Genomic DNA, 25,438 nt, shown 5'->3' on the forward strand with positions numbered 1-25,438 from the left:
GTGCGCGACGACACCTTTGAGATGTCCTCGACGCTCCGTCCCCGCGATGCCGTGTGGGACGTCCGCCGGCCATGGTCCAGAGCTAGTATCACTGGCCTGACGCCGACCTGAGGAGGCGGGCGAATTGGCCGCCGTGGTGCTCGTTCACGGCCTGTATCACCGTCCTGAGCACTTCGCCGTGGTGGCAGAACGCTTGCGGACTGCAGGGACCGAGGTTGTCGTTCCCGAGCTCCACCGGGGTTCATTGCCCGCTGACACAGCCGTGGTCCAAGCTGCCATCGACGCGCTGCAGGAGCCTCCGATTGTGCTCGGTCACTCCTACGGCGGGTCAGTGATCACCGGGGTGCGCGGAGCGGGACACTTGGTCTATCTGGCGGCCTTCGTGCTGGATGTCGGCGAGAGCGCGGCCGGTCTGGGTGGGGCGTCCTCACAGCTCCAGAGCGCGATCAACCCCGAGCCCGACGGCTCGACCAGCCTGCATCCCGACCGGGCTGTCGACACCCTCTACGGTGACTCTCCTGAACCTCTCGCCGCCTGGGCAGTTGGCCTGCTGCGTGCGCAAGCCCCCGGCTGCGGGCGAGGAGTGCCAGAGCGCCACAGCTGGAAGCACACTCCCTCCACCTACGTCGTATGTGGACGGGACCGGGCCATCGACCCGGGCCTGCAACGGAAGATGGCCTCACGCTGCACCGACGTGCGCGAGTGGCAGACGGGCCACTCCCCGTTCGTAGGACAGCCCGATCTCATTGTTGAACTCCTGCAGGAACTACTCGCCACCGACACCCCGCGCAGGCGGGATGAAGGGGTCACAACCACTCGTTGATGGCTGCGATGAGGACGGTCGCCTCGTAGCGGACAGCGAGCTTGTCGTATCTCGTGGCGACCGCGCGGTGGCGTTTGAGGCGATTGATTCCGCACTCCACCGCGTGGCGCTCTTTATAGTCGGCCTTGTCGAACTTCGGCGGCCGGCCACCGTGAGAACCGCGCTTCTTGCGGTTGGCGATCTGGTCGCGCTTCTCCGGGAGCGTGCAGCGGATACCGCGCTGGCGCAGGTAGGCGCGGTTCGCGCGGGAGCCGTACGCCTTGTCGGCGCGAACCTTGTCCGGCCGGGTACGCGGACGGCCCGGCCCGAGCCGAGGCACCCGGATGCGTCCCAGGACCACCTGGAACTGCGGGGAGTCACCGCGCTGCCCGGCCGTGATCACCAGCGACATCGGCTTCTGGCCTGCTCGACCGCCAGGTGCAGCTTGGTGGTCAGCCCGCCCCGGGAGCGTCCGAGCCCGTGGTCGTCGGGCTCGGTGAAGACACCACCGGCCGGCTCGATCTGCAGATCCCCTTTTTGCGGGCACCCGCCGCATGCTGGTGGGCGCGGGCGATGGTGGAGTCCACCGAGACGTCCCAGGTGATCAGTCCTTCGGCGTCGGCCCCGGCCTGCAGTTGCTCGAAGATGCGGTGCCAGGTGCGGTCCCGCTGCCAGCGCCGAAACAGTCCGTACACCGTCTCCCACGGGCCGTACCGCTCAGGCACGTCCCGCCACGGAGCACCGGCGCGGGTGCGCCAGCGTATGCCGTCTATCAGCTGCCGCTTGGTGTGCACCGGCGGCCGTCCGGACTTCTCCGCAACCGGGAGCAGCGGCTCCAGCTTCGCCCACTGCGCATTCGTCAGGTCGTGCCTTCCCATGAAGTGGATCTTGACACATCAAGATCCACTTCTGAAACACGCCCCAGCGGCGTCAACGTCCCCGCCCACATGTTTGAACGCTACGTCTCAGGTCTGGGGGACCCATTCCACGGGAGGGGGCATGCGACTGTAGTGGGGTCCCCTGGTGCCGTACTGGGCGAGGTGCAGGATTTCGCCGCCGACCTGGAGCTCTGCCGGCGGAGGGTTGGGAACGGAGATCCGCGGGTGACGCTGGCCGTCGATGACGATGCCCTCCCGGGGTTGGTTCCGGCCGTCCGCCCAGCTCTGGGCCCGCTCGCGAGTCCACGGGCTCTGCAGGGTCCGCGGGGCGGCCGGGTCGTGATCGTAGCCGTTGAGGCTGCGGACGAGTCCTTCGCTGTAGACGCCCTTGACTCGGAAGTTCTCCAGGTCATCCGCGCGCACGACCATGTTGACGTACCGGCGGCCGTTGCCTCTGTGCCGCCCGACCGCATGCCAGCGACCCCAGCCGGGGTCCCAGCGCATGGGCGGGATCCACAGCAGGGCGCCTACGGGGAAGTGCTTTGTGCCGCGCTGGATGTCGAGACCGCTCTCGCCGTGCGCGGTTTCCTGCGCCACGTTGGCCACCAGGCACCAGCCCAGCAGCCCGTCCGGCGTCTCTTCTTCGGTAGGTTCCGTGTCTGCCACACCGAGAATCTTCAGGCACGAGACGGGACGCGAACCAGCCTTTTATCAGCTGAGCCGACCGGAGCGAACCACATGCGGATCACCGGCGGCGGGAGAAACCGGCTTCGTTCGAACGTGGGGGCGGGGGAGTTGACGCCGTTGGTGGAAAATTGCGTGACTGTCGACATGCCGTTCGGCCGTTCGTCCAGTGGGAGCCGGGCGATCGTCAAGACGTGTGGATCGGGTGGTCAGACATCTTCACTCGTTGGTCTGCCGATGGGTGAAGCGCATGCGAATCTTCCTGTTGTTCTCTCCGTGCCGGGCCACCTCCCGGAATCCGTGTCGCTGGTAGAAGGCATGAGCGCGGGTATTGATCACGAGCACGTCAAGGATTAGGTGCTGGCCCCGGCGGGCTGCAGTATCGATCAGGGACTGGATCAGCTGGGCACCGATGCCTCGCCCTTGGTGGTGGGGATGGAGTTCGATCCGTGCCAGGTAGACCTCGGTCGCACGGTACTCGACGACCAAAATGCCCGCGTCGGCCCCATCGACGGTGATGACCTGCCATCGATCGGGATCGAACCCGCGCTCATGATAGGCGCGTTGATCTTCGTCGTCCCAGCCCCAGACCGCCGCAACGTAGTCGCCCATGGCGGCCTTGTGGAGCTGAAAGCAGAACTCGCTGTCGGCCGGGGCCGCCGGTCGCAGAGCAACGGTGTTCATGCGGCGATCACTCCAGGACGTTCGATTGGCTGGCCGCGTTCGTAGCGGGCTCCGGCGCGGACAAGGGCAACGAGGTGGGGTGCGTTCCCGGCCCGCGAGCGGGCCCGGGCGGACTCGACGCGGTGGCCGTTCTCATCCTGGCTGTGTCACTGGTTGTGGATGTCGTTCCGATGTGGATTGGGGAGTCACTCGGGGCCGGTCATCATGATCGATGTCGATGAGATTGGATGTCACTGCGAGGGTCGTCCGTCCTTGGACGACCCCCAGCCGAGCTGTTGGAGGGGGAGCAATCATGACGCTGAGTGCGGTGCTGTTTGACGTGGACGGGGTTCTGCTCGACTCGACGGCGGCGCATCGGCGTGTGTGGGACACCTGGGCGGGGCTGCGGGGCCTCAATGCCGATGCGGTCTGGCCGTTGACCTTTGGCCGACGTCCGGAGGACACGGTGGCGCTGGCGGCCCCGGAACTGGATCCGTCACAGGAGCGCGTGGTGCTCGACCAGCTCCTGGATCAGCAGCAACATACCTTTCCGGCAGTGGACGGTGCCGTCGAGCTGTTGTTGGGACTGTCCGTGGATGCGTGGGCCATCGTTACGTCGGGCGACCGGGGATCCGTGCATGCCCGATTCGCGGCGGCTGGCCTTCCCCTGCCGCGGGTTCAGGTCTATGGGGGCGATGTGGTGCAGGCCAAGCCTGCGCCCGAGTGCTATGTGAAGGCGGCCGCTGCTCTCGGCCTGGATCCGTCGGCGTGCTTGGTCGTGGAGGACGCGCCAGCAGGGGTGGCTGCCGGGAAGGCGGCGGGATGTCGGGTCGCTGGGTTCACTTCAACGCATGACCGGGACGGTCTGCGCCATGCGGATCTGTTCTTTGACACCCACGAGGACACGGCCGCGTATCTGCAGGCGGCAGGACTGTTGTCGACCGTTTCCCCGGCATAGAACGACCGACAGCCTGGTCTTTCCGCCCAGGTCAGCTGGCCCGTTCGGCTTGCGCGCGGGTGTGGGCGAGGCGGTAGGACTCCGTGCCGGTCTGGATCGCACTCGGCCATCAGCAGTTCGGCGAGGAAGCCGTGGTAGACATCTGGTCGTGGCTGGCGCCATCGGCCATCTCCTTGAACTGCTGGCGGATGGTGGGCAGCCGCAGCATGCGGCATGCCTGGTCGATGGAGGCGGTGGCAGCTTCCTCGGTCAGGCCTCGCTTGCGCATCATGATCCTCTGCTCCAGCGCGGTCGAGCCGGAACGGCAGGACCAGCCTGAGCAGGGTGACGACCGTGGAGCGGGCCCATGGTCTGCGGCGGGAAGTCCCGTGCCGCAGGAGCCCGATCCACGTGTCCAGTTCCGCCCGGATGGCCGGGGCCAGGAACGCGAAGTGCTTCTGGCACCACCGGTCGAGCGAGTCGGGCCGGTCGTCGAGGAAGATCTCCAGGTCCTCGAACACCTCCAGGACGAGATTGGCGGGCACTGCGGTGTGGGTGATCTGGGAGATGGTCGAGGCCCTGCTTCGCTCGCCTGGTCGGTGGACCGCGCAAAGGATGCGGATGCGGCGTCCCACCGAGCCGACAGTGCGAGACGGCCAGCCCCGCAGTTCCGCGATCCGTGCGGCACGGTTGGTCAGGAACGCGGCCAACTCCAGGTCCAGCAATGGCAGTTTGCTGCTGACACCGCGCAGGTTGCGGGGCATGTCGAACAGCATGATCTCCGTCCAGCGGGGCGGGACGGAGTGCAACGTAACCCTGGTCGGCTCCGGCGGGGCCTGCCGGGGCGGAGGTCCGCCGCGAGACCGCAGGGTGCCGATGATGAACAGCTGGTGCCCGGTCCGGGCGGCGGCCGTCAGGTCGACGCGCGTCTTGTTGTGCGGGCCGGCGATCAGACCGGCCTGGCGGCGGCAGAGCCGACAGACGCCGTCGATGGCCGCGACGTCGCGGTGGCAGATGTCGCAGTGCCGGCTCGTCGCCTTCGCGACGAAACACCAGCATGCTTTGCAGCGGGGGCGGTCGAACCAGCCCCATCCCAGGCAGTCCCGGCAGCTGCGGGTGGCCCAACGCCGTGAGCGTCGAACAGGCCGTCTCATAGCGGCGGCCCCGAGCGGCCGGTCCGCCGCTGGTGACGGATTGGGGTGCCGCCCACGACCTGCTTCTCCGTCTCCATCGCCGGGGTGGGCTGACGATCGGCCCGCTTCTCCGGGACGAGCAGGTCGGCGGGTGTGCAGTCCAGCACCTCGCAGATGATGTCGAGGTCATCGAGACGGACGGTCAGTGGCCGGCCCGACCACAGGTGAGACATCTTGCCCGCGGAGATCACCAGTCCGGCGTCCGCGAGTATCCGCTGCAGTTCAGAGGCTTTCCAGATGTCACGCTGGGCGGCGACCATCCGCAGGTTCCACTTCATCAGCGGGTTCCCCCGAATCGAGCTGCCGCCCGCTGGCCCGCGCGGACCCAAGCGTCTTCGACGTGGGACTTCTCGACATGTAATGGTGGAGTCGGGTATTGGAACTCTCTGAATGGCTCCCGCCCCCGAAGCTCTGCGCGGGGCTCTGGCGTGCTGCGGACCCGGTATCAGGTCAGGTCGGTGCGAGGGTCGATATTCCAGTGGTTGGTTTGCAGGACTCGACCGGCGAAGGGCACGTCTTGCTTGCCCAGGAATCGGAAGCCGAGGGCGCGGCAGATGCCGTTGGACGGGGCGTTGGTTGTTGCCGGAAATGCATGTATCAGCCCCCACCGGCCGTCGTCGCGGGCCAGCTCAAGCAACGTGCGGACGCCCTGCTTCCCGAGTCCCCGTCCCTGGTATTCCGGCAGCACCATCCAGCCGATCTCGGAGATGCGCTCGCCGTCTGCGTCGTGGGGCCACAACGTCACGGTTCCCGCGACCACGTCCAGCTGGGCCTCATCGGGCACGATCATCTTTGTCCAGTCGGTGTCCGCTGCCACCCGTTGAACATCACGTTGGACCTTCGCCTCCATGCCTTCGCGAGGCAGCGGGCCGCCCAGCTCGGCCATCATGACCGGGTCGCATCGCATCCGGACGTAGGCGTCGACGTCGCCGTACTCAACATCACGTAGCAGCATCTGTGTTGCTCCCTTGTCTTTGGATTCAGACGTCATGGTGGCGGTGGCTGACCTCGGCCGCGTAGGCGCCCCAGTCCCCGGCGGCGGCTCGCTGCCACCAGGACCTGGAACAGCATCTCGGCTCGCAACTATGACGCCAGTCTGGGTATCAGCCCGGCTCAGGATCTTTGGTGGGTGATGTGTCATGTCGGTGGCGCTATACCCATGTCCTGACTGTGAATCTGCGGTGTAGGTTCAGTGGGTCGTCTGTGAGTCTTATTACGTTGGTCTACTTCTGACGTCGTTTTAGGATCACGACTGACCACTTATTTTTGCTTTACGTCTGTGTGCACCGGGGGCTGCAGATGTTATTCCGTCATGCCGTCACCCGTGCCTGGAAAGGAATCCGGGTGACTCCTCGCATCCGCAGGATGCTCCCGCTCGCGGGGTTTGCTGCTGTCCTGGCGCTGGCGGGCACGCCGGTGCTCGCTTCTGCGGATCCGCAGCCGCCGTCGGGAAACGACACGCCACCGTCCGCGGTGGAGGACTTCGCCTACCCGAACGCGGATCAGATTCAGCATGACAAGGGCATCAGGCTGATCAAGGGGGACGGGCACATCACCCTTGCCGCGTGTGATGAATCGGCCCAGCAGATCAGGGTCCTCACCGTGCAGGGCCAGGGCGGGAACCCGCAGGGGGCCGACTGCTTCAAGGCCGTCGCCAAGACCGGTTATCTCACGTTGGCGCTCCCGCACGTCATCGCGTTGGAGACCGCGGATCACCCGGTCAGCGCGGATCTGAAGCCGCAGGGGGACCCGTCGGCGCCGGTCAAGACGGTGAGCGTGGCGAAGAACGGCTATCAGAGCGTCGGTGAGGGGACCGCCGGGGGTGCGTCCACTGTTCTGGTGGAACTGCGCGTCACGGGGTGACCGACCGACCTGGCCCTGCCTTCTCACCGATCCTGTACTGAAACGGGGAACATTCATGTCTGGCTTCCGTCCGCGCCTCGCGCGGACTTCCGGTCTGATGGCCGCTGCGTCGCTGGCTGTCGCCGCCTTGTCGGGCACGCCCGCGGCCGCCGTATCGGGCCCGCAGGCTCCTGACGCGGTGTCCACCGCCACCGCACGGCTTGACATCGGCGGCCAGCGTGGCTGTTCGGCCACGTTGGTGGCTCCGCAGTGGCTGCTGACGGCGGCGAGCTGTTTCACCGACACCCCGGGCGGCCCCCTTGCCCCCGGCGCGCCGAAGCTGAAGACGACGGCGACCATCGGCGGCACCGCCGAGCAGGTGGTGAACCTCGCGCCCCGTACGGACCGGGATGTGGTGATGGCTCAACTGCCCAAGCCCGTCAGCGGTATCACCCCGATCCCGGTGGCGGGTACGGCGCCCGGTGTGGGGGACGAGGTGCAGGCCGCGGGGTATGGGCGTACGCGCGAGGAGTGGGTGCCCGACCAGGTGCACGCCGCCGCCTTCACCACCCAGAATGTCGGGGCCACCACGGTCGATCTGGCCGGGAAGTCGGACGGCGCGGCGATCTGCAAGGGCGACACCGGCGGTCCGGTGCTGAGCACCGCCGCAGGTCACACGGCTGTCGTCGGTGTCAGCAGCCGTTCCTGGCAGGGCGGTTGTCTGGGCACCGACCCGTCCGAGACCCGTACCGGGGCGGTGGCGGCCCGGGTCGACGATCTGGCGGGCTGGGTCCAGCAGGTCGTCTACAGCACGCCTTTCGCGAACGCGCCGTGGAAGCACGCCGTGCAGATGTCCGGGGGCTACTACACCGGCGGCTCCGCGGGCGGCAGCCGGCACATGGACTTGATCGTCCTGTGGGACGACGGCGAGGTCACCCTCTACCAGGGCGGCGACAGCGACGATCCCGCGCACCCGTTCGCCGCCGAGTACCAGTTGGCGCCCCGTAAGAGCATCTGGACGCATGCCGTCTCGATCGCCGGTGTCAATGCCACCGGCGGTGGCACCGACGGGCTCGTCGTGCGGTGGAGCGACGGCGAGATGACCCAGTACACCACGGTGGATGCCAAGGGTTTCCACGGTGAGAAGCAGCTCGCCCCGCGGAACACTCCCGCCTGGAAGGACGACGCGCGTGTGCTGACCGGCGGCCGCTTCACCCCGATCGGCCACCGCGACGACCTGCTGGTGGATTGGAAGGACGGCCACGTGTCGGTCTTCGCTGATCTGGCTGCCAACGGGCTGAGCAAGCAGACGCAGATCGTCGCCGAGAACACCACCACCTGGCCCTACGCCGAGCGGCTGACCACCGGATCGTTCACCGGCAACGCCACCGACGACCTGCTGGTGGGCTGGGTCGACGGCGAGACCACCCTCTACCCGGGCCTGACCGGCAAGGCGCTGCCCGGTGAGGTCAGGATCCGGCCGAGGAATTCGGAGTGGAAGGACGCCGCCGTGGTCGCCGCGGGCGCGTTCACCGCCGACACGGCCGCAAACGACATCCTCGTCCGCTGGAGTGACGGCCACGTCAGCCTCTTCACCGGCGTGGACGCCAAGGGCCTGCACGACGAAGTCCGCCTCGCACCGGTCAACTGACGTTCCACACACCGTTCGAGGGACGGATCCGCGGAACACCGACGGGCCGCCCCTCGGGCCCGGCCGCGCACGGGCCTGTGATCAGTCGGGTCCCTGTGCGAGCCGGTGCACACAACCCCCCATAAAATATGAGACGAATCGAGTCCGCAGTGAGACATCCACGACGCCCGCGGCGCGTGGCGGCAGGGACACAGCAGGCGGTCCGCGTGCTGTGTCTGGGTCTGCTGCCCAGCGTGCTGGTACTGGGCCTGCTGGGACCCGCACCTGCCAGAGCCGACGGGACCCCACCGACAACCGCAGCCGGCGGTGCGCTTCCGGACACCGACCGCGCCAAGGTGGTGCGGCTGTGGGAGACCGGCGGGCCCGGCGTGCGTGCCACCGCCGAAGCCGCCCTCGTCGGCAGTGACGACGACATCAAGAACTTCCTGGCTCAAGCCTCCGACATACAGTTCCAGGACGAACGCGTCGCTACCGCGCAGGTCGCCAGTGTCGGCGGGACCTACCTCCAGCAGGCCGCCCGCACCGCCCTGGACAGCGACTCGCCCGACCAGTTGCAGGCGTTCTTGAAGGACGGCTGGAAGGCGCCGCTGCTGCAAGACCAGCGCATCCGCATCGCGCAGATCATCGATGTCAGCGGCCCGCTGGTGAGAAAGGCCGGCCAGGCCGCCCTCAACGGCACCCCTGAGGACATCAAGAACTTCCTCGACAACGACCAGTACACCGAGCGGCAACAGGACGAGCGCGTCCAGACCGCGCAGATCATCGATGCCGGCGGGCCGAACGTTCAGGCGGCCGGCCGTATCGCGATCAACGGCAGCCCCGACGACATCCACGAGTTCCTCCAGGTCGGGCAGTACGTGGCCCGCGCCCACGACCAGGAACACGCCACGATCGCGCAGCTGGCCGATCAGGCGGCGAAGGCGGGCAAGCTCGCCGGGCAGCAGACCCAGGCCGCCAAGGACGCCTCCGCCCGTGCGGTGACCGCGGCGAAACTGGCCAAGGAAGCCGCCCAGAAGGCCGCCGCGGAGACCCAGGCGGCCCAGAAGGACACCCAGCACGCGGCGGTGGCCGCCGCCCGCGCGGCGAGCGCCGCCCAGCAGGCGGCCACCGCCGCGCAGACCGCGATCGACGCCGCCAACGCGGCCACCGATGCCGCCCGGGTGGCCGCCAACGCCGCCTCGGCTGCCGCCGCGGCCGCGGACGGCGCCGCAGAGGCGGCCTCCCAGGCCCGCGACGCAGCCGCGAACGCGGCCCTCGACGCCGGCCAGGCCGGAACCGCCCGCAAGGCAGCCCAGACCGCCCGGGACGCCGCCGCAGGCGCGCACGCCGCTGCCCAGGCCGCCGATTCAGCACGGACCGCGGCCGCGTCGGCTGCGGATGCGGCCAAGGCGGCAAGCGGCGCCGGCAGCAACGCCAGCGACGCCGCGGACGCGGCCGACCAGGCCAACTCCTACGCCGACCAGGCCGGTGCTCACTCCGCCGAAGCGCAGAACGCCGCGGCCGCCGCACACCGCCACGCCCGGGAGGCAAGCCGTGCCGCCGACGCCGCCCAGGCGCTGGCGCAGGAGGCCGCCTCCGCTGCCGGGGAGGCCCGTGACGCCGCGAACGATGCGGCCACGCATGCCGAGAACGCGGCCAAGGCCGCCGACGACGCGGCCAAGCACGCGGGCGAGGCATCGACCGCCGCCAAGCAGTCCGCCGCGCACGCCAAGGAGGCCAAGAAGGACGCCGACGTGGCCAGTGCGGCGGTCGCCAAGGCCCAGAAGGTCCACGACCTGGCCGTGCGTATCGACGCCGAGCAGTTGGCCGCCCGTACCAATGAGGGCATCGCCCGGGCGCGGGACCTCAAATCGCAGGAGGACCAGCGCACCGCGGCACAGCAAGCAGCCGTGCAGCAGGCCAAGGACCTGCAGACTGAGGCGGCGAAGCTGGCAGACCAAGCCGCCCAGCCCGGCGCCGACCCCGCGCAGATCGCGCCCGAAGCCCGCAAGGTGGCCCTGGCGACGGCGAAGACCGGCCGCCCGTGGAGCCAGTTCGCAGCCCTGGTCGCCCTGGCCGGCACCGACGCGGACATCACCGCCTACATCCGCACAGGCCGCCAGGAAGCCAGCGCCCAGGACGACCGCCAGGATGTCGAAGGCCTTGCGCTGGTCGCTGGCTCCGCCGACGCGCGCGCCGCCGCCGCCAAGGCTCTGGAAGGCGACGCTGCCGCGGTGACTGCGTTTCTGGCCACCGGCCAGTACGAGGCCATGAAGCAGGACATGCGCCTCGTCGTCGCCCGGACCATCGCGAACGCTGGCCCGATCGAACAACAGGCCGGACGCACCGCACTCAACACTGACACAACGGACGCCCTGCGCCAGTTCATCACCACCGACGACTCCCAGGCACGCACCCAGGACGAACGCGTCCGCGCCGCCCAGCTCGCCGACACCGACAACAAGAGCAACGGTGCCCAGCTGAAGGCCGCCGCCCGCATCGCTCTGGAAGGTCCCTCCGACCTGCTGCACGCCTTCATCACGGTCGGCCAGTACAAGGCCCAGCGTCAGGACCAGCTTGCCGCCACCCACGAGGGGCAGATCCAGCAGCTGATCGCGCAGGCCGCGGGCATCGCCGCCACCGCCCAGAAGAATGCGGCCGAAGCGGGCAGGGCAGCAGCCAACGCAGCCAAAGCCGCGTCCGAAGCCGAGGGGTACCGCAGACAAGCCGAAGCAGCGGCCAACGACGCGAAGAAGTACGCCACCCAGGCCAACGGCTACGCCGCCCAGGCCGAACAGTCCGCCAAGGACGCCGCCTCCTCGGCCAAGACCGCCCGCAACGCCCAGCAGGACGCGGAAAACGCCGCAGCCGCAGCCGTCACCTCGGCCACCTCCGCCCAGTACTCGGCCGACTCCGCACGGGGCTCCGCCGACTCGGCCTGGACGGCCGCCCAGAACGCCCGAGACTCAGCCACGGCAGCAGGCAAGGACGCCACGGCCGCGGCACAGGCGGCGACGGAGGCCTACCACACCGCAGTCGTCAAACAGCAGCAGGAAGAGGCGCGGTTTCGGCAGTGGGTCGAGGAACAGCGGAAGAAGAACAGCCAGCAGGACGATGACGACGGCAGCTGGATACCGGGGTGGCTCAAGGACACCGTCAACACAGTCAGCCCCTATGCGAAGGCGTTCTGGGACAACAGCCCGCAGCTCGCGGCTGACCTCCTCGAGAGCGTTGGCGGCGGCTTCATAACGGACGTGGGAATCACGGAGGGCATCGTAGGCGGAGGCGGCGGAGTCTTGCTGTGCCCCGAGACACTGGGTGCTGGCTGCGTCGAAGCAGTTCTGGCGGTCAGCGGCGGGATAGCCATGACCGGAGGCGGCCTGGACATGGCCAACGACGGCGTCCACCGCTTCAGCGACGACTTCGACCAAGCCCTTCGCGAAGCCCGGGAAGAACGCGCTGAGACGGAGACGTGCACTAAGTGCTTCGTGGCCGGCACCAAAGTACTCATGGCCAGCGGCCCTGCGAAGAACATTGAGAGCATTAAGGCAGGCGACACAGTAGTCGCTACCGACCCGCTCACCGGGAAGACCGCGCCGCGCAAGGTCACACGACTGATCATCACCGACGGCGACAAACACTTCGACGAAATCACCCTCGACACCCCCGACGGACCCCGCAAGCTCACCGCCACCTACGAGCACCCCTTCTGGAACCCAACGGAAAAGCGCTGGGTCAAAGCCCATGACCTGCGAGCGGGATCCACCCTGCTGAGCAGAGACGGAAGGACCGTCCGTGTCCAGGCCACCCGTGCCTTCGACCAGCGAGTACGCACCTACAACCTCACCGTCGAAGACCTCCACACGTACTATGTGCTCGCCGGTGAGACTCCGGTACTCGTTCACAACGCCAATCCCGGCGACTGCTTTCGCGGTGCCAGGCCTGGAGAATCACCGAACTTCTCTCCGAGACCGAACGATTACAAGGTCGATCCTGAAACTGGATTCGTACGTGAAACGCACGGGGTTTCGGTATTCGACAATTCCGGAAGCGTTTCTTCGAAGGGGTTCATTCCGCATCAGATTGACGAGTCAAGCTTCCCTGATACGCTTCGGGTGATTCAGCGAGGGAAAGATCCTCGTCATTTTGAGATCGTTCCGGCGCCAGGGGCGAATCTCACTCCTGAGAGGTACGCGGAGGAATTGGCGAAGATTAGAACTAAAAAGTAAGGAAGGAGTGGCGGGCAGTGTACGACCTGCAGTTTCCCGACTACCTATCAGGGTATGAAGTCGAAACGGAAGCGAAAGGCTATCTGGTTGGTGTGAAGGTGGTCTCCTCTGGCGCCACCTTTGAGCTGACCGTCTACGATGCTGAGCGCCTAGCGCAAGAAGTTGCCGATGAAGTGCAGTCGGATGGATCTTTCGCTGTGGCCAATCTTGTGGTCGTCCCTCGCGTGACTCGTGCTGAAATCACCCGAGCGGTCGAACGACTGTCGCGAGGCCACTTCCAGGGACTGGTACCCCGGGCCGAGGCGTAGGCCAGCCTGCCCGATGGACCGCTTGGCATTGCTACGCGTAGAGGCAGTTCAATAGCTGCTTAGCGCTGAAGGGGCCCCACCAGCTTTTGCTGGTGGGGCCCTAAGCTTCGAGCCGCAGATCGTCAAGAAGCGGCAGCGGCAACCGGTTCGGTGGATACTTCGGCATCACACAGAGGTCGTGTCCCGCGTGGTGGTGTAGGGGATCAAGGACTACGCGTTCCGGCACGAGGCCCCTGGCGATCTCCGCAGAGGCGGCAGTCCTCGAGGCGCCCTGCTGAGGCCAGTTGAACCCCCGGTCCGGTGGAATCGCAGCCCCCGAGCTGCGGATTCCGGCGCCTTGATCGGCTACACCACCCGGTGGGACGCCATCGCGGTGGCGCGCCCTACCGGCAGGCAGAGGCCGCAGGCATGGCTGCCCGGACGCCTCAAACGGCGCGGGCTTGTGCGCGCCTGGGAGCATCGACGCGCTCTGCGACAGCCAGGCTTGGAAAATCGGGTGCCCGGCGTACCGGGAGTGGCTTATGGTCGTGCTACCGACGCGGGGTGGAGCAGCTCGGTAGCTCGCCTGGCCCATGACCCAGAGACACCTCACGAATCTAAGAGTCAAGCCGCAGCGGCCATCGGGACGGGGAACGCCGTCCCCTCTTCGAACAACTCGTGGTCCTGCAGGCAGTGGTAGAGCTGTCCGAGCATCCGGTTGAAGAGGTTGGGCAGGGCAGCCGCGTGCCGGACTCCGTGCTCGTCACGCCGTCGGCGGTAGTGGGCCTTGGCCCCAGGTGAACCGTTCGCAGCCGCGAAGGCCCAAAGGTAACCGGCGTGGTTGAGGCGGTCGTTCTTCACCCGTCGCCGGGTGATGCTCGACTTCTTGCCGGAGGCCCTGGTGATGGGCGAGGCGCCGGCGTATGCCTTCAGTCCGCGGGCGTCGGCGAACCGCTGGTGGTCGTCCCCGATCTCGGCCAGCACCCGGGCGCCGAGCTGGACGCCGAGTCCGGGGAAGCTGAGGATGATCTCAGCGTCCGGGTGCTGAGGGAAGGCCTCCTCCACCGCCTTGGCGAGGTCGTCGGCGGCGGTGCAGGCGGCCTCCAGCTGGCCCAGGAGGGCGAGCATCTGCTTGCCGAGCGCGTCCTCGATCAGTGGCGGCTGGTGGGCCCACTCGGCCCGGAAGACCTCGCGGCTCCGGTCTGCCTCCGCCTCGATGCCCCGCTTGCGGCCGGCGCGCTTGAGCGCGGCCTGCAGCTGCGCGCGGCTCAGCCGCGCTGCCCTGGCCGGGGTGGGAGCGAGCCTGAGCAGTTCGCGGGCCTCGGGCCGGCACAGGCCGTTCTGCCAGGGGGCGAAGGCGTCCAGGGCGGATGGGTAGTACTCCCGCAGGAGCGAGCGGAGCTGGTTGGATATCTGCTGCCGGTTCCGGGTGGCGTCCTGCTGGGCCCGCGCCAGGACCGCGATGGCGCGGGCCAGGTCGGTGTCCTGCGGCAGGGGCCGGTGGGCATGATCCGGTCCGCGAGTCTCCAGGCGCGGCGCCAGCCTGCGGATCTTGCGGCGCTGGGCTCGCAGGGGGAGCAGACTTGAACGGTGATCTCGGAGAAGGATCTTGCGGCACCCCGACTGTCAGGTGTGGATGTCAGGCCGACCGAGGCACGATGCTCACTGCCCGGTAGTTGTACCCATCCTGCTTGAAGCCGGGGGCTTCCCACTGGAGGTCCACCTGTTGTCCCGGCGACAGCCTGCGGAACCCTTCCATCTCGATGTGGGAGTAGTGGCTCCAACAACCACCGGGTGTCTCGGGGAGTCGAGACCCCCCACCCTTCCTCGTCGCGCCACTCACGGACGGTCGCAGTCACCATGCGGGGAACCTTACGGGTTCCGTCTGCGCCGATGTGTCGGGAAGCTCGGCTCGGGACGCTTTCGCACCACCTGGAGCGGGTCTGGCGCGACCTCCTCGGCACGACCTACTGGCTGCAGGTCATCGCCGTACAGGACGCTGTCCGTACCGTCCTCGGAGATTCGCGGCGATTCCGGGGCGGACGTCGACAGTTATCGCTGCGGAGGCCTCCTGCCCCGCCTGCGGCACGTCGGCAGCTCCCAACGGTGACGATCGGCTCAGACGGTTCGCGCCGGATCGGTCACCAGCAGTGGATTGCCGGCCGCGAGCGCCTGCAGGACCTGCGCGGTGCTGCTGTCCGTCATGGCACCCTTCTCCTCCGCGGTGACGCCGACGGCCTGCAGGAAGGTGACCTTGCCGTTGGGAGTGTCGATGGTGCCCAACTGCGGGTCGGCAGTGAAGGCGAACACCGTCAGTCCGGTGGGCGGCGCGTCCTCCAGGTGGGGGTGCCCTGTGACCGGCTGGCGGAAGTCGATCCGGTGCCCGTCCTCCAGCAGAACCTGGTTGCCGTTCACGTATTTTGCGACTTCCTGCAGCATCCTGTACGGCCACCCGGGCGGCTGCTCCTCACCGCCGCGCCGCACGCGCAGCGTGAGCTCGAAGCCCCAGCCCGACCAGTCGGGATCGTCGTCCTCGCCGGGGGTGTAGAGCTCGCTCAGCCCGTAGGTCACGTAGTGCCAGTGCCCCTCAGCCGGGTACGCCGAGCACCCCTGGAGCGCACCGCCCTCGAAGCCTTTGGGTGGGAAGTAGCCGACGTGGAAGGGCGTGATCCCCGGATAGAACGGTGCGAGGGCTGCGTCTATGGCGTCCCAGCCGGAAGCTTCTTCAGTCTGCGTCACCGCCTCATGATGACGGACACCGAACGGGCGACCCGAGGCCGGGCCGGTCTTGTCCGTCAGCACGAGCAGGCCCCCGCGGGAGCGTGGTGGCGTGGCGGACGTGCAGGCGGCCTGTTCGTCCACCATCCCTCGGCGCACCGCAGCACGAACTTCGCCCGCAGCGCGAGGTAGCGGGCGGTCTTCCCCTGCCTCGCCCAGCGCAACCAACTGGGTCCGCTCGCCTTCAGTCAGAGCCGGCTCGGACTTCGGCCGACCGACAGCCCTGCCCTGCCCACGAGTTGGACGCGTCTCCCCGGAGAGAACGATCTCCACAGCGACAGGGCCTCGGTGCACCACGCAAAGAAGTCGCCAACCAGTTCTCATGATTTCCGGTGCATGACAGCAGCGACTTCAAGACAGTGGTTCCTCTGGTCAAAGGACGCGACATCATCGCGTCTTGATCCCGCAAACAACCCTTCCCGGCGGATCGCTCCCTCCAGTACTGCTGGTCTGCTCACGTACTCGACGACGGGGGAGCGGGATGAGCCAGTTCGGTGTCGACCCCGACACGCTGACTGACCTTGCTGGGAAGTTCGACAGGGAAGCGAAGAGCCTGGCCGGGCCGATCGACGACTTCGCGGCGACGGCGTCCGGGATCGGGGAGGCCTTCGGCCTGCTCGGTGCCTGCGACGGCGCGGCGGAGAAGTACCAGAAGTTGCTGTCCAGTACCGTCAAGGCCCTCGGGCACCTGCCCAGCGTGCTCACCAGTGACGGCGACCGGCTGCGTCTCAACGCCGCGAACTACAAGGACTCCGACCAGGTGGCCATACGCCATCTCAACGCCGCGACCGGGCCGGCAGGTGGTCCGGCGTGAGCGTCAACAGGTGGATCGACGGAAAGGTTCTGGAGATCCTTGAGGCGTGCGGGGTGGAGCTTCCTGGTGGTGACGGCGGGAGCCTCCAGACGATCGCCCGTGCCTGGGACACCATGGGCGACGAGTTGACCGAGGTCGTCCACACTCTCGATGTGGCGATCGCGGGGGTCGACAAGCAGGGTTGGCACGGGGACGCCCGCGACGCCTTCGAGGAGCACTGGCAGGAACAGAGGCAGGTCATCGGCGACGTCGCGCGCAACTTCCACCAGGTGGCCGGCGGGCTGCGGGCGTACGCCGACGAGATCGACCAGATCAACGAGGAGATCATCGACATCTGCGTCGAGATCGCCGAGATGGAGGTGGCCGGCGCGGCGCTGTCCTTCTTCACCGGCTTCCTCTCCGATCTCGTCGCGAACACGGCCGTGGCCGCACGGATCAGCAGGATCGTCGACCTGGTGAAGCTGTTCACGTCGGCGGCTGAGAAGGTGGCGGCGCTGCTGGAGCGGTTCGGCGCGCTCAGCGAGGAAGGGGCGGTGAAGCTGGCGAAGGTGGCCGAGTTCGCCGCGAAGTTCCTCAAGAAGGGTGCGGAGAGTTTCGTCACGAATTTCGTGGCGGACTCGGGCAGCACGATGCTCAACCAGGCCGTTAACGGCCAGCCCGTGACCGTCGGAGACGACCTCGCCAGCGGCGCTTGGGCCGCCGGCGGAACAGCCGTGTTCACTGGGGGCGGCGCGGCGCTTGCGGACGCAGCCGGACTGACCGGGGTGGCCGGCAACGTCCTGAGGGGAGAGGGCCTGCTGGGCACCACCGTCAACGGCGCCGCGGGCAACGTGGCCGGTGGACTCACGACTGACATCGCCAACGACCGGGATGCCTCGACGATGGGCCAGAACGCCCTCACGAACGCCGCAACCGGTGCCTTCGGGAACGCCCAGAACCACGACGTCAACCATGCCTTGGAGCAGCACGGGAGCCTCGGCGGCAAGAACCTCAGTGACCGGGGCGAGCTGGCCGACGGCGCGTTCAAGAACACTGTGGGAACCACCTTGAACACGGGCGTCTACGCTGCCGGCTCCGGCATCGAGGCGGATGTCCAGGATCTGGCGAAGGACGCGTGAGCATGATTGGCGACGTGAGGCTTGCGGCCGTTTCGAACCCTAACCCGGACCACCCCGCCACCTGGGCCGGCTTCTTCTGGGCGCTCCTCGGGGTTGGCGGGTGCCTGATCGTCGTCATCGGCGCCGCCCTGACCGTCGCTCTCTGGAGCGTCAGCGATCAGAAGAAGTTGGGCAACTACGTTCTCGGGCCGGTGATCCTCGTGATCGGTCTTGCAATCGCCGGCTGGAGCTTCGGGCTGTTGTGACAGTGCACGACGGGCCCGGCGACATGATCCTGGCGGGGGTCGCGCACAACAACCCGAACTACGACCCCGGCTGGGTTCCCTTCTTTGCGGCGCTCGTCCTGCTCGCGGGGTTCGTGATCGTCCTTGTCGGTGGAGCCATGTCCATCGGTCCGATACAGCGAGAGCAGTCGCCGGACCTGCCCGCGCAGCGGGTGCCGTACTGCGCCGCTGAGGCAGCGCCTAACCTGTGTGTTTCACTTGCGGCCGTGTCCGCATCATGATGGAAACCACGAAGTGCCTTTTGAACTGGACGATGAGGCTGTCTAAGGTCTCCGTCAGCCCAGCAGGAAGGCACTTTCTACGTGGCGTATCGCTGTCCTGGCCGCCACGGGCACGGACTGATCTCGCTGACGAGCTTGGATCACCCGCCGCCCTCCAGGTGTCTCCAGCGGCTTCTTTGGGGACCAGGGGTTCAGGAACTTGGGCTCCACCGTTCGACAAGTTGATCTGGCACCACAGAGCCCTGATGGACTGCAGCAAGCGGAATGCAGTTGCCCGCTTCTGCGGTCGATGGTGGGGTGTCCGAATGGATCAGAAGTCGGTACTTGCCTTGTTCGATGAGCAGATGCGACGGAACGCGCAGCCGGACGACCCGGCGGCGCGCGTCGAGCGCATCGGCGGTGTGGTGCGCCAGGTCGGCGCCAGCGCGGAGGACTGGAACGGGGTGGTCTGGTCTGGGTTGGACGAGGCGACCGCGGATGCGGCGATCGCCGCGTAGGTGGACCATTTCACTGCGTTGGGTCGCGAGTTCGAGTGGAAGCTCTACGCCCACGACATGCCCGCCGACCTCTCCAGTCGACTGCTTGCCGCCGGTTTCGTGTCCGAGCCTGCGGAGACCTTGATGGTCGCCGACATCAAGGCACTCCGGGCCGACGCCGAGCTTCCCGAGGGCATCCGTCTGGGGCCTGTCACCGACGCCACGGGGGTGGAACTTGCAGCCGACGTCCATGAGCAGGCGTTCGGTACCAGCGCGGACCGTCTGCGCCAACGCCTTGTCTCCCAGCTGAGGGGACGGCCACAGACGTTCAGCATGATGGTCGCAATGGCTGGCGACGTGCCGGTCTGCGCGGCCCGCATGGAACTGCACCCGGGAACCGACTTCGCCAGCTTGTGGGGCGCAGGAACGCTTCCCGAGTGGCGGGGCCGCGGCATCTACCGGGCACTGGCCGCCCACCGGGCCCGCATCGCCGCCGAGTTGGGTTACCGCTACCTGCAGGTCGACGCCTCCGACCAGAGCCGCCCCCGATCCTGCAGCGCCTGGGGTTCGCCCCCTTGCCCGGCGTACACGCGGAAGCTCATGCGCTGATCATCTCGCGTCCGCCAGCCGTCGGCGGTATGCCGTGGACGTTCTGAACCGCAAAACTACCGATTCAGATCGCGGCTACGGATACCAGGTGGTCGATGTCGACCTCGGTGGAGGGCTTGTTGGAGACCTTCCCGTCGTAGGCGCTGTACCAGGATCCGAAGACCACGCGGAACTGGGCGTCCTGGACGACGTCACGGCCGTCGCGGGCGAGGACGACCTCGCCGGTGTCGCAGGTGCCGTGCTGGTTGATCGAGTGTGGGACTTCGAGCGCGAGTACCCGGTCATCGGATGCGGGGCTGCGACGGTGAGTTCGGTCGGCTCCTTGCGGACGACGTCGGCCAGCGGTGGCTCGGGCAGGTCCCGGCGCACCGCGGTCACGGTGGTCAGGTGGCCGGTGGCTGCCTGCGGTGCGGCGGTGGCAGGGGAGCCCGTGAGGGGGGCGAGAAGAGACAGGGACAGCAGAGCGGTGGCGGTCAGACGCCACCACGAGCGCGAGGTGATCACGCCAAGACGCCTACCGGCGTCGCCTGCCGGTCGATGGCATCGCCGCTCTGATGTGGTGTGTCCCGAGTTCAAGATTGACGAGCCGCGCGGACTTGCCTGTCCGTCGGCCCGGCCGACAGGCGGCGGCGACGTCGCCGTCGAACCCGGCCCGGGACGACCAGGAGGCGGGGACGCTCCGCGGGTTTGGTGTGGTGAAACTCCGCTAGGGCCAGGCTGGATGGGACAGACTGCCATCGGGGCGCCGGAGCCGGGCGCCGGAGTTCGAGGGGGAAGCTGTGGACGCGGGAATTTCACTGAGCGAGGCGTTGCAGGAGCTGAGGCGGGAGCTGTATGCGGCGCAGGACGCGGGTACCGGCCAGCAGCTGCGGTTCGAGGTGGAGCAGGCGCAGCTCACGTTGGAGGTGGAGTTCCGCCGTGACGGCAAGGGTGGTGTGAAGGTGGAGGTCGGGCTTCCCGGTGCCAGGGCCAACGGTGAGGCCGGAGGCGGCCTGGGAAGTACCCGCCGTCAGACGCTGACGCTCACGCTTCAGGTTCACGACGAGGCGCTGGGAGGTGCGCGGGCCAAGATCAGCCGCGCCGGCGGGGGCCTCGCCGACGCGGACGACCCCCAGGTGCGGAGCACCGATGCTGAATCGTCGGATGGAACACCTGATGCCTCCAAGGGGGCTCCGCTGCGGCCGTGGGAGTCTTGAGGTGGATCCGGATCGCCTCGCCTTGGTTCGCACCGGCGATCCGGGCGGTTGTGGCTCGGGCTATCTCGTCGGCCCGCAGCTCGTTTTGACCGCTCTTCATGTCGTGCGCCCCGAAAGGCGGTGGGCAGGAAGGGTTGAAGCGCGAGTGGGGCATCCCCGTTACGGAGCTGGCCCGGTCGACCGGCGTGCACAGGTGTGCTGGCCCGACCCGCACAGGGATGTTCCGCCCGCCGACGCTTTGGACGTGGCGCTGCTGTGGCTGGAGGAGCCGGTGGACACCGGCGAAGCGCCGGTGCGCTGGGGCCGGCCGGGCGGGGTCGTGCCGGTGCCGTTCGAGGGGGCGGGCTTCCCCGCCTTCGCGGCCGACGCCGGAAGCCCGGCACACTTCGAGTACCTGCGCGGCGAGTTGCCGGGCGTCTCGACCTCGTCGTTGGGGTGGGTGCTGGACTGCCCCGTCTGGCCGGCCTCCGGCCGCGGCAAAGAACGCCCGTGGGATGGCGCATCGGGGTCGGCGATTTTCTGCCACGGTCGTCTGGTCGGAGTGGTGGCCGAGGACAACCAGAGCATGGGCTATCGACGCCTGCACGCCGTCCCGGTCCACGAGGCCCTGAGCCTGCCCGGCTTCGCTGACCTCGTCACCAAGCGCGGGCACCCCGGAACCACGACAACGCTCGAGGAAGTCACCGCCGACGGGGTCGGGAGCCGGGCCCGTCTTTCGCCGCACATCCGCACCCATGCCGACGAGTTGGCGCGGCTTCGGGGCAAGGGCGCGTACCTGACCCAGGTTCCGTTTGTCAGCCCGCGTGACGACTCGGACCCGAAACGGCTGTTCAGGAGGTTGGCCAGGCTGACCGTTTCAGCATCGGAGCAGGAGTCCAAGCGGGGCGTCCTGCTGATCGGCCCGGCAGGAGCGGGCAAGACCCGGACGTGCTTCGAGATCGCGAAGGAGGCGCTCAAGCAGCGCACGCCCTGGCAGGTGCTGCACGTCGCCCGTTCCCCCGAGGTGTCGACCGACGACGTCATGGCGGTTATCCGAGAACAGGCCGGACGGCAGCGAGTACTGTTGATCTTCGACTACCTCGACAGCTATGACGCCCTGAACCTCGAAGCCTTCGGAGAGGCACTGCGCACGGATGACCCAGAGGGCCGCGTCGCCTGCGTCGCGTCGGTCCGACCCGGCATGCTCGGCAAACTCAGGGAGAACGGCGTCGCACTTCTGCTCAACGAGGTACCCCTCCGAAGCGATCGGGCACACACGGCGGAGGTGATCAGCCAGATCTTCACGAAGGTCGCGCCCGGAATGCTGGAAACCAAAGGCTGGGGCGCGAAACGGCTCTCGGAGGTGTGCGGGCAGCGGCCGATCATCGCCCTGCTCATCGCACGGGAACTCGAGTCCCGGCTCGAGGCCCGTGTCAGCGAGTTGGATCTCGTCCCGCCCCGGCCCGAGGACCTGCTCTTTTGGCTGCAGCGGCGCACCAAGGAGGACTTCGGCGAGCCGGCGAGGGAGACTCTGCTGCTGGCCTCGGCGGTCGCGGCGGCCTCGTGCGAGCAGGACCAGGACGCCGTCGAGACGGCCGTGGAGCAGTTCCTCGCTACCTGGTCGGATCTGACCTTCAGGGACGGACCCGAAGGTGTGGTCGGGCGGCTGCTGCACCTGGGTTGGCTGGTGGAGTCCGGTCAGGGCATCGACGTCATCCACGACGTCGTCACGGACGAGTTCCTGCGGATGGCTGTCATCCCGGACGGCAACATGGTCCGCAGTGACGTGTTGAAGACACTGCTGTCCGCTTTCCTGGCCGGTGGTCGGACCTTCAGCGTGGCCTCTCGCCACCTGCGGCGGTGGACGGCCGACCTCGGGGACACTCACCGCAGGGCAGTGGAGCGCGCCTGCGCGAACTGGCTCGTGGGCAGTACCGATCAGCTGGCCGCACTGGTGGCCGGCGAACCGCAGGCCGGCCGGTCCATCATGCTCACCATGCTGTCGGGCCCGCCCTGGCGCAAGGGGGTGGACGACAGCTGGGACCGGCTGGTCAGGCCCTGGTTGGAGGAGACCGAGCAGCGCGATCCCGGCAAGGCGGCGACCGTCCTGGCCAGCGCCGTGCGCAACTCCGTCGGTGGCGTGTCGGAGCATCTCGCGGACGCCTGCCTCGCGTGGGTGAACCGGCAGTGGACGACCCGTGACGTGAGCCAGCTGCTCCGTGTTCTGCTCGAGGCCGACGGGGTCTCCGCCCGGGACTGCGACAGGGCCGCGGAACACGCGCTCAGGTCGCTCGAACAGCAACGAACCATGACCAAGACGGGCGCTCGGTTGGTCGCCTCCCTGCTCCGGCGGAACGACCTCGGCGCCGACCGTGCGGTCGCGGTGGTCGACTTCTCCCTCGCGTGGATGCGGCGGAGCAAGCGGAATCCCGACGCCGGCCTGGTGCTGCGGCCGCTGCTGCTCCGCAAGGATCTCGACGAGACGCGTCAAACCGACGCAGTCGGGAGGGCCCTGGCATGGCTCGGCGCTCAGGCACAGCCTTCGGCGACCGCGCTGGTGCTGGACGCCGCATTGCGCAGCGAGAACCTCCAGGCCGACAAGGCAGACCGCGTGACGCGGCGGGCCCTCGCGTGGCTGGAGAGGTACTGGGATCACATCGACGCCTCGTTCGTCCTGGAGCCGTTACTGGCACGGTGCCGACGGGAGACCACGGACGCACGAGTCGTACTCGACCACGCGTTCGGATGGCTGGGCCTTCATGTGTCGGCCCGTCGGGCAACCTACGTGCTGGCCGAAGTGCTGCTCCGCGAGGACCTCGGCGCCCGGCGGGCGGCATCGGCGATTGATGCCGCTCAGGCATGGCTGACTGAGCATGGTCTGACCGGTGACGCGAAGTTCCTGCTCAGTTCCCTGCTGGTCCGCTCCGACATCGATCGGGAGGCCGTGCAGAAGCTGGGCGAGGGCGCGGTGAACTGGCTCACCCGTCACGGACTGGACAACGGCGGCGCGTATGTCATGGCCGCGCTTCTCCGTCCCGACGCCGCCGGCGGTCACGTCGACAAAGCGGCCCGCACCGCCTTGACCTTGCTGGACGATACCTACAACCCCACCTTGGTGCGGAGCACGCTGGGGCATGTGCTGCGGTGTCACGGCGTCGGTCCCGATTCGCTCCGCGATGCCGTCGGCCGGGCACTGGACTGGCTGGAGGAGACCGGGCCGGAGTTCGAGGCGACGTACGTGTTGGAGCCTCTGCTGGAACGCCGCAGATTCCTCGATGGTCAGACCTCCCGGGCCGTCGACCTCGCGCTCGACTGGCTGGGCCGCCACGGAACACGGCCAGAAGCCTCCTTCGTCCTGAACCCGCTCCTCGGACTGACCGATCTCACGGACGAGGAGGCCGAGGCGATCGAGAGGGTGGCGCAAGAATGGCTTGCCGACCACCTGCCCTCCGAGAACGCCCGTTTCGTCCTGCCCCAGCTGCTTCAGCAACGCCAGCACGCCCGCGACTGGCCTGAGCCCGTCGAGACGCTCGCCTTCACATGGCTGAGGCTCCACGGAGACCACCCGCAAGCCTCCTACGTCATCGCCCCTTTGTTGCAGCGGTGGGATGCCGGCCGACCCACGGACGCCGTCGACCGGGCCCTGAGCTGGCTCCAGAAGAACCCCACCGCCGAGGGTGCTTTCCGCGTCGTCTCGGCGCTGACAGAGGGCCCTGGCATCGACCTCGACCAATACGCTCGGTGCATCGACCGGCTCCTGGCACTGCTCGATGCCGGGCCCGGGCCCGCTGCCGCGCTGCTCAAGGGGGTCCGGTTCTGGCGCGACCTGGATCCGGGCCGGGCCGCTCGCCTCGCCGAGTACGCGCTCGGCGTCCTGGAGGACGAAGAGATACCGCCCGACCGTGGGCTGCTCATCGGCCTGCTGCGCCTGGCCCTCGGCCCGGAACACCAGTGCCGGGCCGTGCGCTTGGCCTTCCGTTGGCTGGAGAGTCCTGCCGCCCAGACCACAAAGGTCGGCGTCCTGGAGGTCCTGCTGAAGCGCGACGACCTCCGGGTCGACCAGCTCGCCGGCGCACTGGAGGCTCTGGAGGTGGCCGCGCACTGGATCAACAAAACCAATAGCAGCAACCTGGGGCGGCTCCTGGGATCGGTGCTCGGTAACCCGAGGGTGGACGCCTCGTACCAGGCCGGCGCCACCCGCCGAGCGCTGGAATGGCTGGGCTCGTACGGCACCCATCCCGATGCCTCCAACGTCCTGGACGTTCTGCTCGACCGGCTCGACCTCGCTCCCGAGGACGGTGAGACCGTGGCGGCCCACGCCGAGGCGTGGTTGGCGGCAGTCGACAGCGAGAGTTGGGGCCGGCTGGCAGTCGAGGAAGCGCTGTGCCGGTATCGGGAGCGGAAGGCCGCACCGGCCCCGCCGCTGTCGTAGTACCAGGGAACCATGGCCCACTCTGGATCTTGGAGGATTGAGCCGGAACACCACCGCACACTTCACGCTGCCGAGGCCAGGGCGTCAAGTTGATGTCCGGAAGCCGGTAGGCCGACTGCCAGTCACCGACGATCTTCGCGGTCTCACAGCGCAGCCAGCCCTTGTTGGAGTACCGCGGTGGGCGTAGGCCGCAGCGTGCGGGGCGTCGTTTGACCAGAGCGACGGCGATGAGGTCGGGGCCGTGGTCATCGCCGGGCCTGGTGGGGGCGCGTTCGATTGACCGGGTCGACCCGTTGGGTGGCGGCGCCGACTCAGGTGCCGGTGATGATCCACGCGCTGGTCTGGGCGATGCGCATCTTCTCCGCCGCAGACTGCATCCAGCGCTC

17 protein-coding genes and 6 pseudogenes are annotated in these 25,438 nt (G+C 68.1%); 13 read left to right on the top strand and 10 right to left on the bottom strand.

Going from position 1 to position 25,438, the window contains the following annotated elements; genetic code table 11:
- The first annotated feature begins 124 nt into the window (after positions 1 to 124).
- Positions 125 to 823 carry an alpha/beta hydrolase gene (locus tag ACFY2Z_RS30925; protein ID WP_390747364.1) on the top strand — a complete coding sequence of 233 codons (699 nt, stop codon included), beginning with the start codon at positions 125 to 127 and terminating at the stop codon, positions 821 to 823.
- On the opposite strand, the pseudogene ACFY2Z_RS30930 reads toward ACFY2Z_RS30925, so the two are convergent.
- From ACFY2Z_RS30930 to ACFY2Z_RS30945, 4 genes and pseudogenes are all read right to left on the bottom strand, one after another.
- Positions 807 to 1,680: pseudogene (locus ACFY2Z_RS30930) on the bottom strand (IS5 family transposase). The gene ACFY2Z_RS30925 and the pseudogene ACFY2Z_RS30930 overlap by 17 nt on opposite strands.
- Before the next feature lie 87 nt (positions 1,681 to 1,767).
- Complete coding sequence (locus tag ACFY2Z_RS30935; protein ID WP_390747365.1) at positions 1,768 to 2,346, bottom strand: hypothetical protein; 579 nt, start codon at positions 2,344 to 2,346, stop codon at positions 1,768 to 1,770.
- Between the two features lie 237 nt (positions 2,347 to 2,583).
- Positions 2,584 to 3,048, bottom strand: coding sequence for a GNAT family N-acetyltransferase (locus ACFY2Z_RS30940; protein WP_390747366.1), 465 nt, complete (start codon positions 3,046 to 3,048; stop codon positions 2,584 to 2,586).
- Positions 3,045 to 3,167: pseudogene (locus ACFY2Z_RS30945) on the bottom strand (IS256 family transposase); the annotation flags it as partial. The pseudogene ACFY2Z_RS30945 and the gene ACFY2Z_RS30940, both read right to left, overlap by 4 nt.
- A gap of 173 nt (positions 3,168 to 3,340) precedes the next feature.
- Between ACFY2Z_RS30945 and ACFY2Z_RS30950 the strand changes: the two are divergent.
- Positions 3,341 to 3,985 (top strand): HAD-IA family hydrolase, encoded by a 645-nt coding sequence (locus tag ACFY2Z_RS30950; protein ID WP_390747367.1) that lies wholly within the window; start codon positions 3,341 to 3,343, stop codon positions 3,983 to 3,985.
- A 95-nt stretch (positions 3,986 to 4,080) separates the two neighbouring features.
- Here ACFY2Z_RS30950 and ACFY2Z_RS30955 read toward each other — a convergent pair.
- The 3 genes and pseudogenes from ACFY2Z_RS30955 to ACFY2Z_RS30965 form a co-directional block, all read right to left on the bottom strand.
- Positions 4,081 to 4,256: pseudogene (locus ACFY2Z_RS30955) on the bottom strand (AAA family ATPase); the annotation flags it as partial.
- A gap of 858 nt (positions 4,257 to 5,114) precedes the next feature.
- Complete coding sequence (locus tag ACFY2Z_RS30960; protein WP_390747368.1) at positions 5,115 to 5,435, bottom strand: helix-turn-helix domain-containing protein; 321 nt, start codon at positions 5,433 to 5,435, stop codon at positions 5,115 to 5,117.
- 167 nt (positions 5,436 to 5,602) lie between these two features.
- The gene (locus ACFY2Z_RS30965; RefSeq protein ID WP_390747419.1) at positions 5,603 to 6,112 is read right to left on the bottom strand and encodes a GNAT family N-acetyltransferase; all 510 of its coding nucleotides are present in this window, start codon (positions 6,110 to 6,112) and stop codon (positions 5,603 to 5,605) included.
- Between the two features lie 389 nt (positions 6,113 to 6,501).
- Here ACFY2Z_RS30965 and ACFY2Z_RS30970 point away from each other — a divergent pair, with 389 nt between their 5' ends.
- The 4 genes from ACFY2Z_RS30970 to ACFY2Z_RS30985 all read left to right on the top strand — a co-directional run bounded on the left by ACFY2Z_RS30970 (position 6,502) and on the right by ACFY2Z_RS30985 (position 13,166).
- Positions 6,502 to 7,020, top strand: coding sequence for a hypothetical protein (locus tag ACFY2Z_RS30970; protein WP_390747369.1), 519 nt, complete (start codon positions 6,502 to 6,504; stop codon positions 7,018 to 7,020).
- A 55-nt stretch (positions 7,021 to 7,075) separates the two neighbouring features.
- Positions 7,076 to 8,650: a trypsin-like serine protease gene (locus ACFY2Z_RS30975; RefSeq protein ID WP_390747370.1), complete on the top strand. Its 1,575-nt coding sequence runs from the start codon at positions 7,076 to 7,078 to the stop codon at positions 8,648 to 8,650.
- A 233-nt stretch (positions 8,651 to 8,883) separates the two neighbouring features.
- Positions 8,884 to 12,858 (top strand): polymorphic toxin-type HINT domain-containing protein, encoded by a 3,975-nt coding sequence (locus tag ACFY2Z_RS30980; RefSeq protein ID WP_390747371.1) that lies wholly within the window; start codon positions 8,884 to 8,886, stop codon positions 12,856 to 12,858.
- 17 nt (positions 12,859 to 12,875) lie between these two features.
- Entirely contained in the window at positions 12,876 to 13,166 is a 291-nt protein-coding gene (locus ACFY2Z_RS30985; protein ID WP_390747372.1) for a hypothetical protein, read from the top strand.
- Between the two features lie 603 nt (positions 13,167 to 13,769).
- On the opposite strand, the pseudogene ACFY2Z_RS30990 reads toward ACFY2Z_RS30985, so the two are convergent.
- From ACFY2Z_RS30990 to ACFY2Z_RS31000, 3 genes and pseudogenes are all read right to left on the bottom strand, one after another.
- A pseudogene (locus tag ACFY2Z_RS30990) lies at positions 13,770 to 14,654 on the bottom strand (transposase); the annotation flags it as partial.
- Positions 14,655 to 14,784: 130 nt separating this feature from the next.
- Positions 14,785 to 15,007: pseudogene (locus ACFY2Z_RS30995) on the bottom strand (cold-shock protein).
- A gap of 256 nt (positions 15,008 to 15,263) precedes the next feature.
- Entirely contained in the window at positions 15,264 to 16,196 is a 933-nt protein-coding gene (locus ACFY2Z_RS31000; protein WP_390747373.1) for a suppressor of fused domain protein, read from the bottom strand.
- 208 nt (positions 16,197 to 16,404) lie between these two features.
- On the opposite strand from ACFY2Z_RS31000, the gene ACFY2Z_RS31005 reads away from it, so the two are divergent.
- The 7 genes and pseudogenes from ACFY2Z_RS31005 to ACFY2Z_RS31035 all read left to right on the top strand — a co-directional run bounded on the left by ACFY2Z_RS31005 (position 16,405) and on the right by ACFY2Z_RS31035 (position 25,052).
- Positions 16,405 to 16,737: a WXG100 family type VII secretion target gene (locus ACFY2Z_RS31005; RefSeq protein ID WP_390747374.1), complete on the top strand. Its 333-nt coding sequence runs from the start codon at positions 16,405 to 16,407 to the stop codon at positions 16,735 to 16,737.
- Positions 16,734 to 17,855, top strand: a complete 1,122-nt coding sequence (locus ACFY2Z_RS31010) for a WXG100 family type VII secretion target (protein ID WP_390747375.1) — start codon at positions 16,734 to 16,736, stop codon at positions 17,853 to 17,855. Before ACFY2Z_RS31005 ends, ACFY2Z_RS31010 begins: the two co-directional genes overlap by 4 nt.
- Positions 17,856 to 17,857: 2 nt before the next feature.
- Positions 17,858 to 18,100, top strand: a complete 243-nt coding sequence (locus tag ACFY2Z_RS31015) for a hypothetical protein (protein ID WP_234519923.1) — start codon at positions 17,858 to 17,860, stop codon at positions 18,098 to 18,100.
- Positions 18,097 to 18,360 (top strand): hypothetical protein, encoded by a 264-nt coding sequence (locus tag ACFY2Z_RS31020; protein WP_390747376.1) that lies wholly within the window; start codon positions 18,097 to 18,099, stop codon positions 18,358 to 18,360. The genes ACFY2Z_RS31015 and ACFY2Z_RS31020 overlap by 4 nt, the downstream gene beginning before the upstream one ends.
- 305 nt (positions 18,361 to 18,665) lie before the next feature.
- Positions 18,666 to 19,492, top strand: a pseudogene (locus tag ACFY2Z_RS31025) (GNAT family N-acetyltransferase).
- 732 nt (positions 19,493 to 20,224) lie between these two features.
- Positions 20,225 to 20,641, top strand: a complete 417-nt coding sequence (locus ACFY2Z_RS31030) for a trypco2 family protein (protein ID WP_390747377.1) — start codon at positions 20,225 to 20,227, stop codon at positions 20,639 to 20,641.
- A complete protein-coding gene (locus tag ACFY2Z_RS31035; protein ID WP_390747378.1) occupies positions 20,601 to 25,052 on the top strand; it encodes a trypsin-like serine protease in 4,452 nt (1,483 codons plus the stop codon). The genes ACFY2Z_RS31030 and ACFY2Z_RS31035 overlap by 41 nt, the downstream gene beginning before the upstream one ends.
- Positions 25,053 to 25,438 lie beyond the last annotated feature (386 nt).

The sequence above is a fragment of the Streptomyces sp. NPDC001222 genome, from assembly GCF_042896945.1.
GTDB classification, from domain to species: domain Bacteria; phylum Actinomycetota; class Actinomycetes; order Streptomycetales; family Streptomycetaceae; genus Streptomyces; species Streptomyces gibsoniae.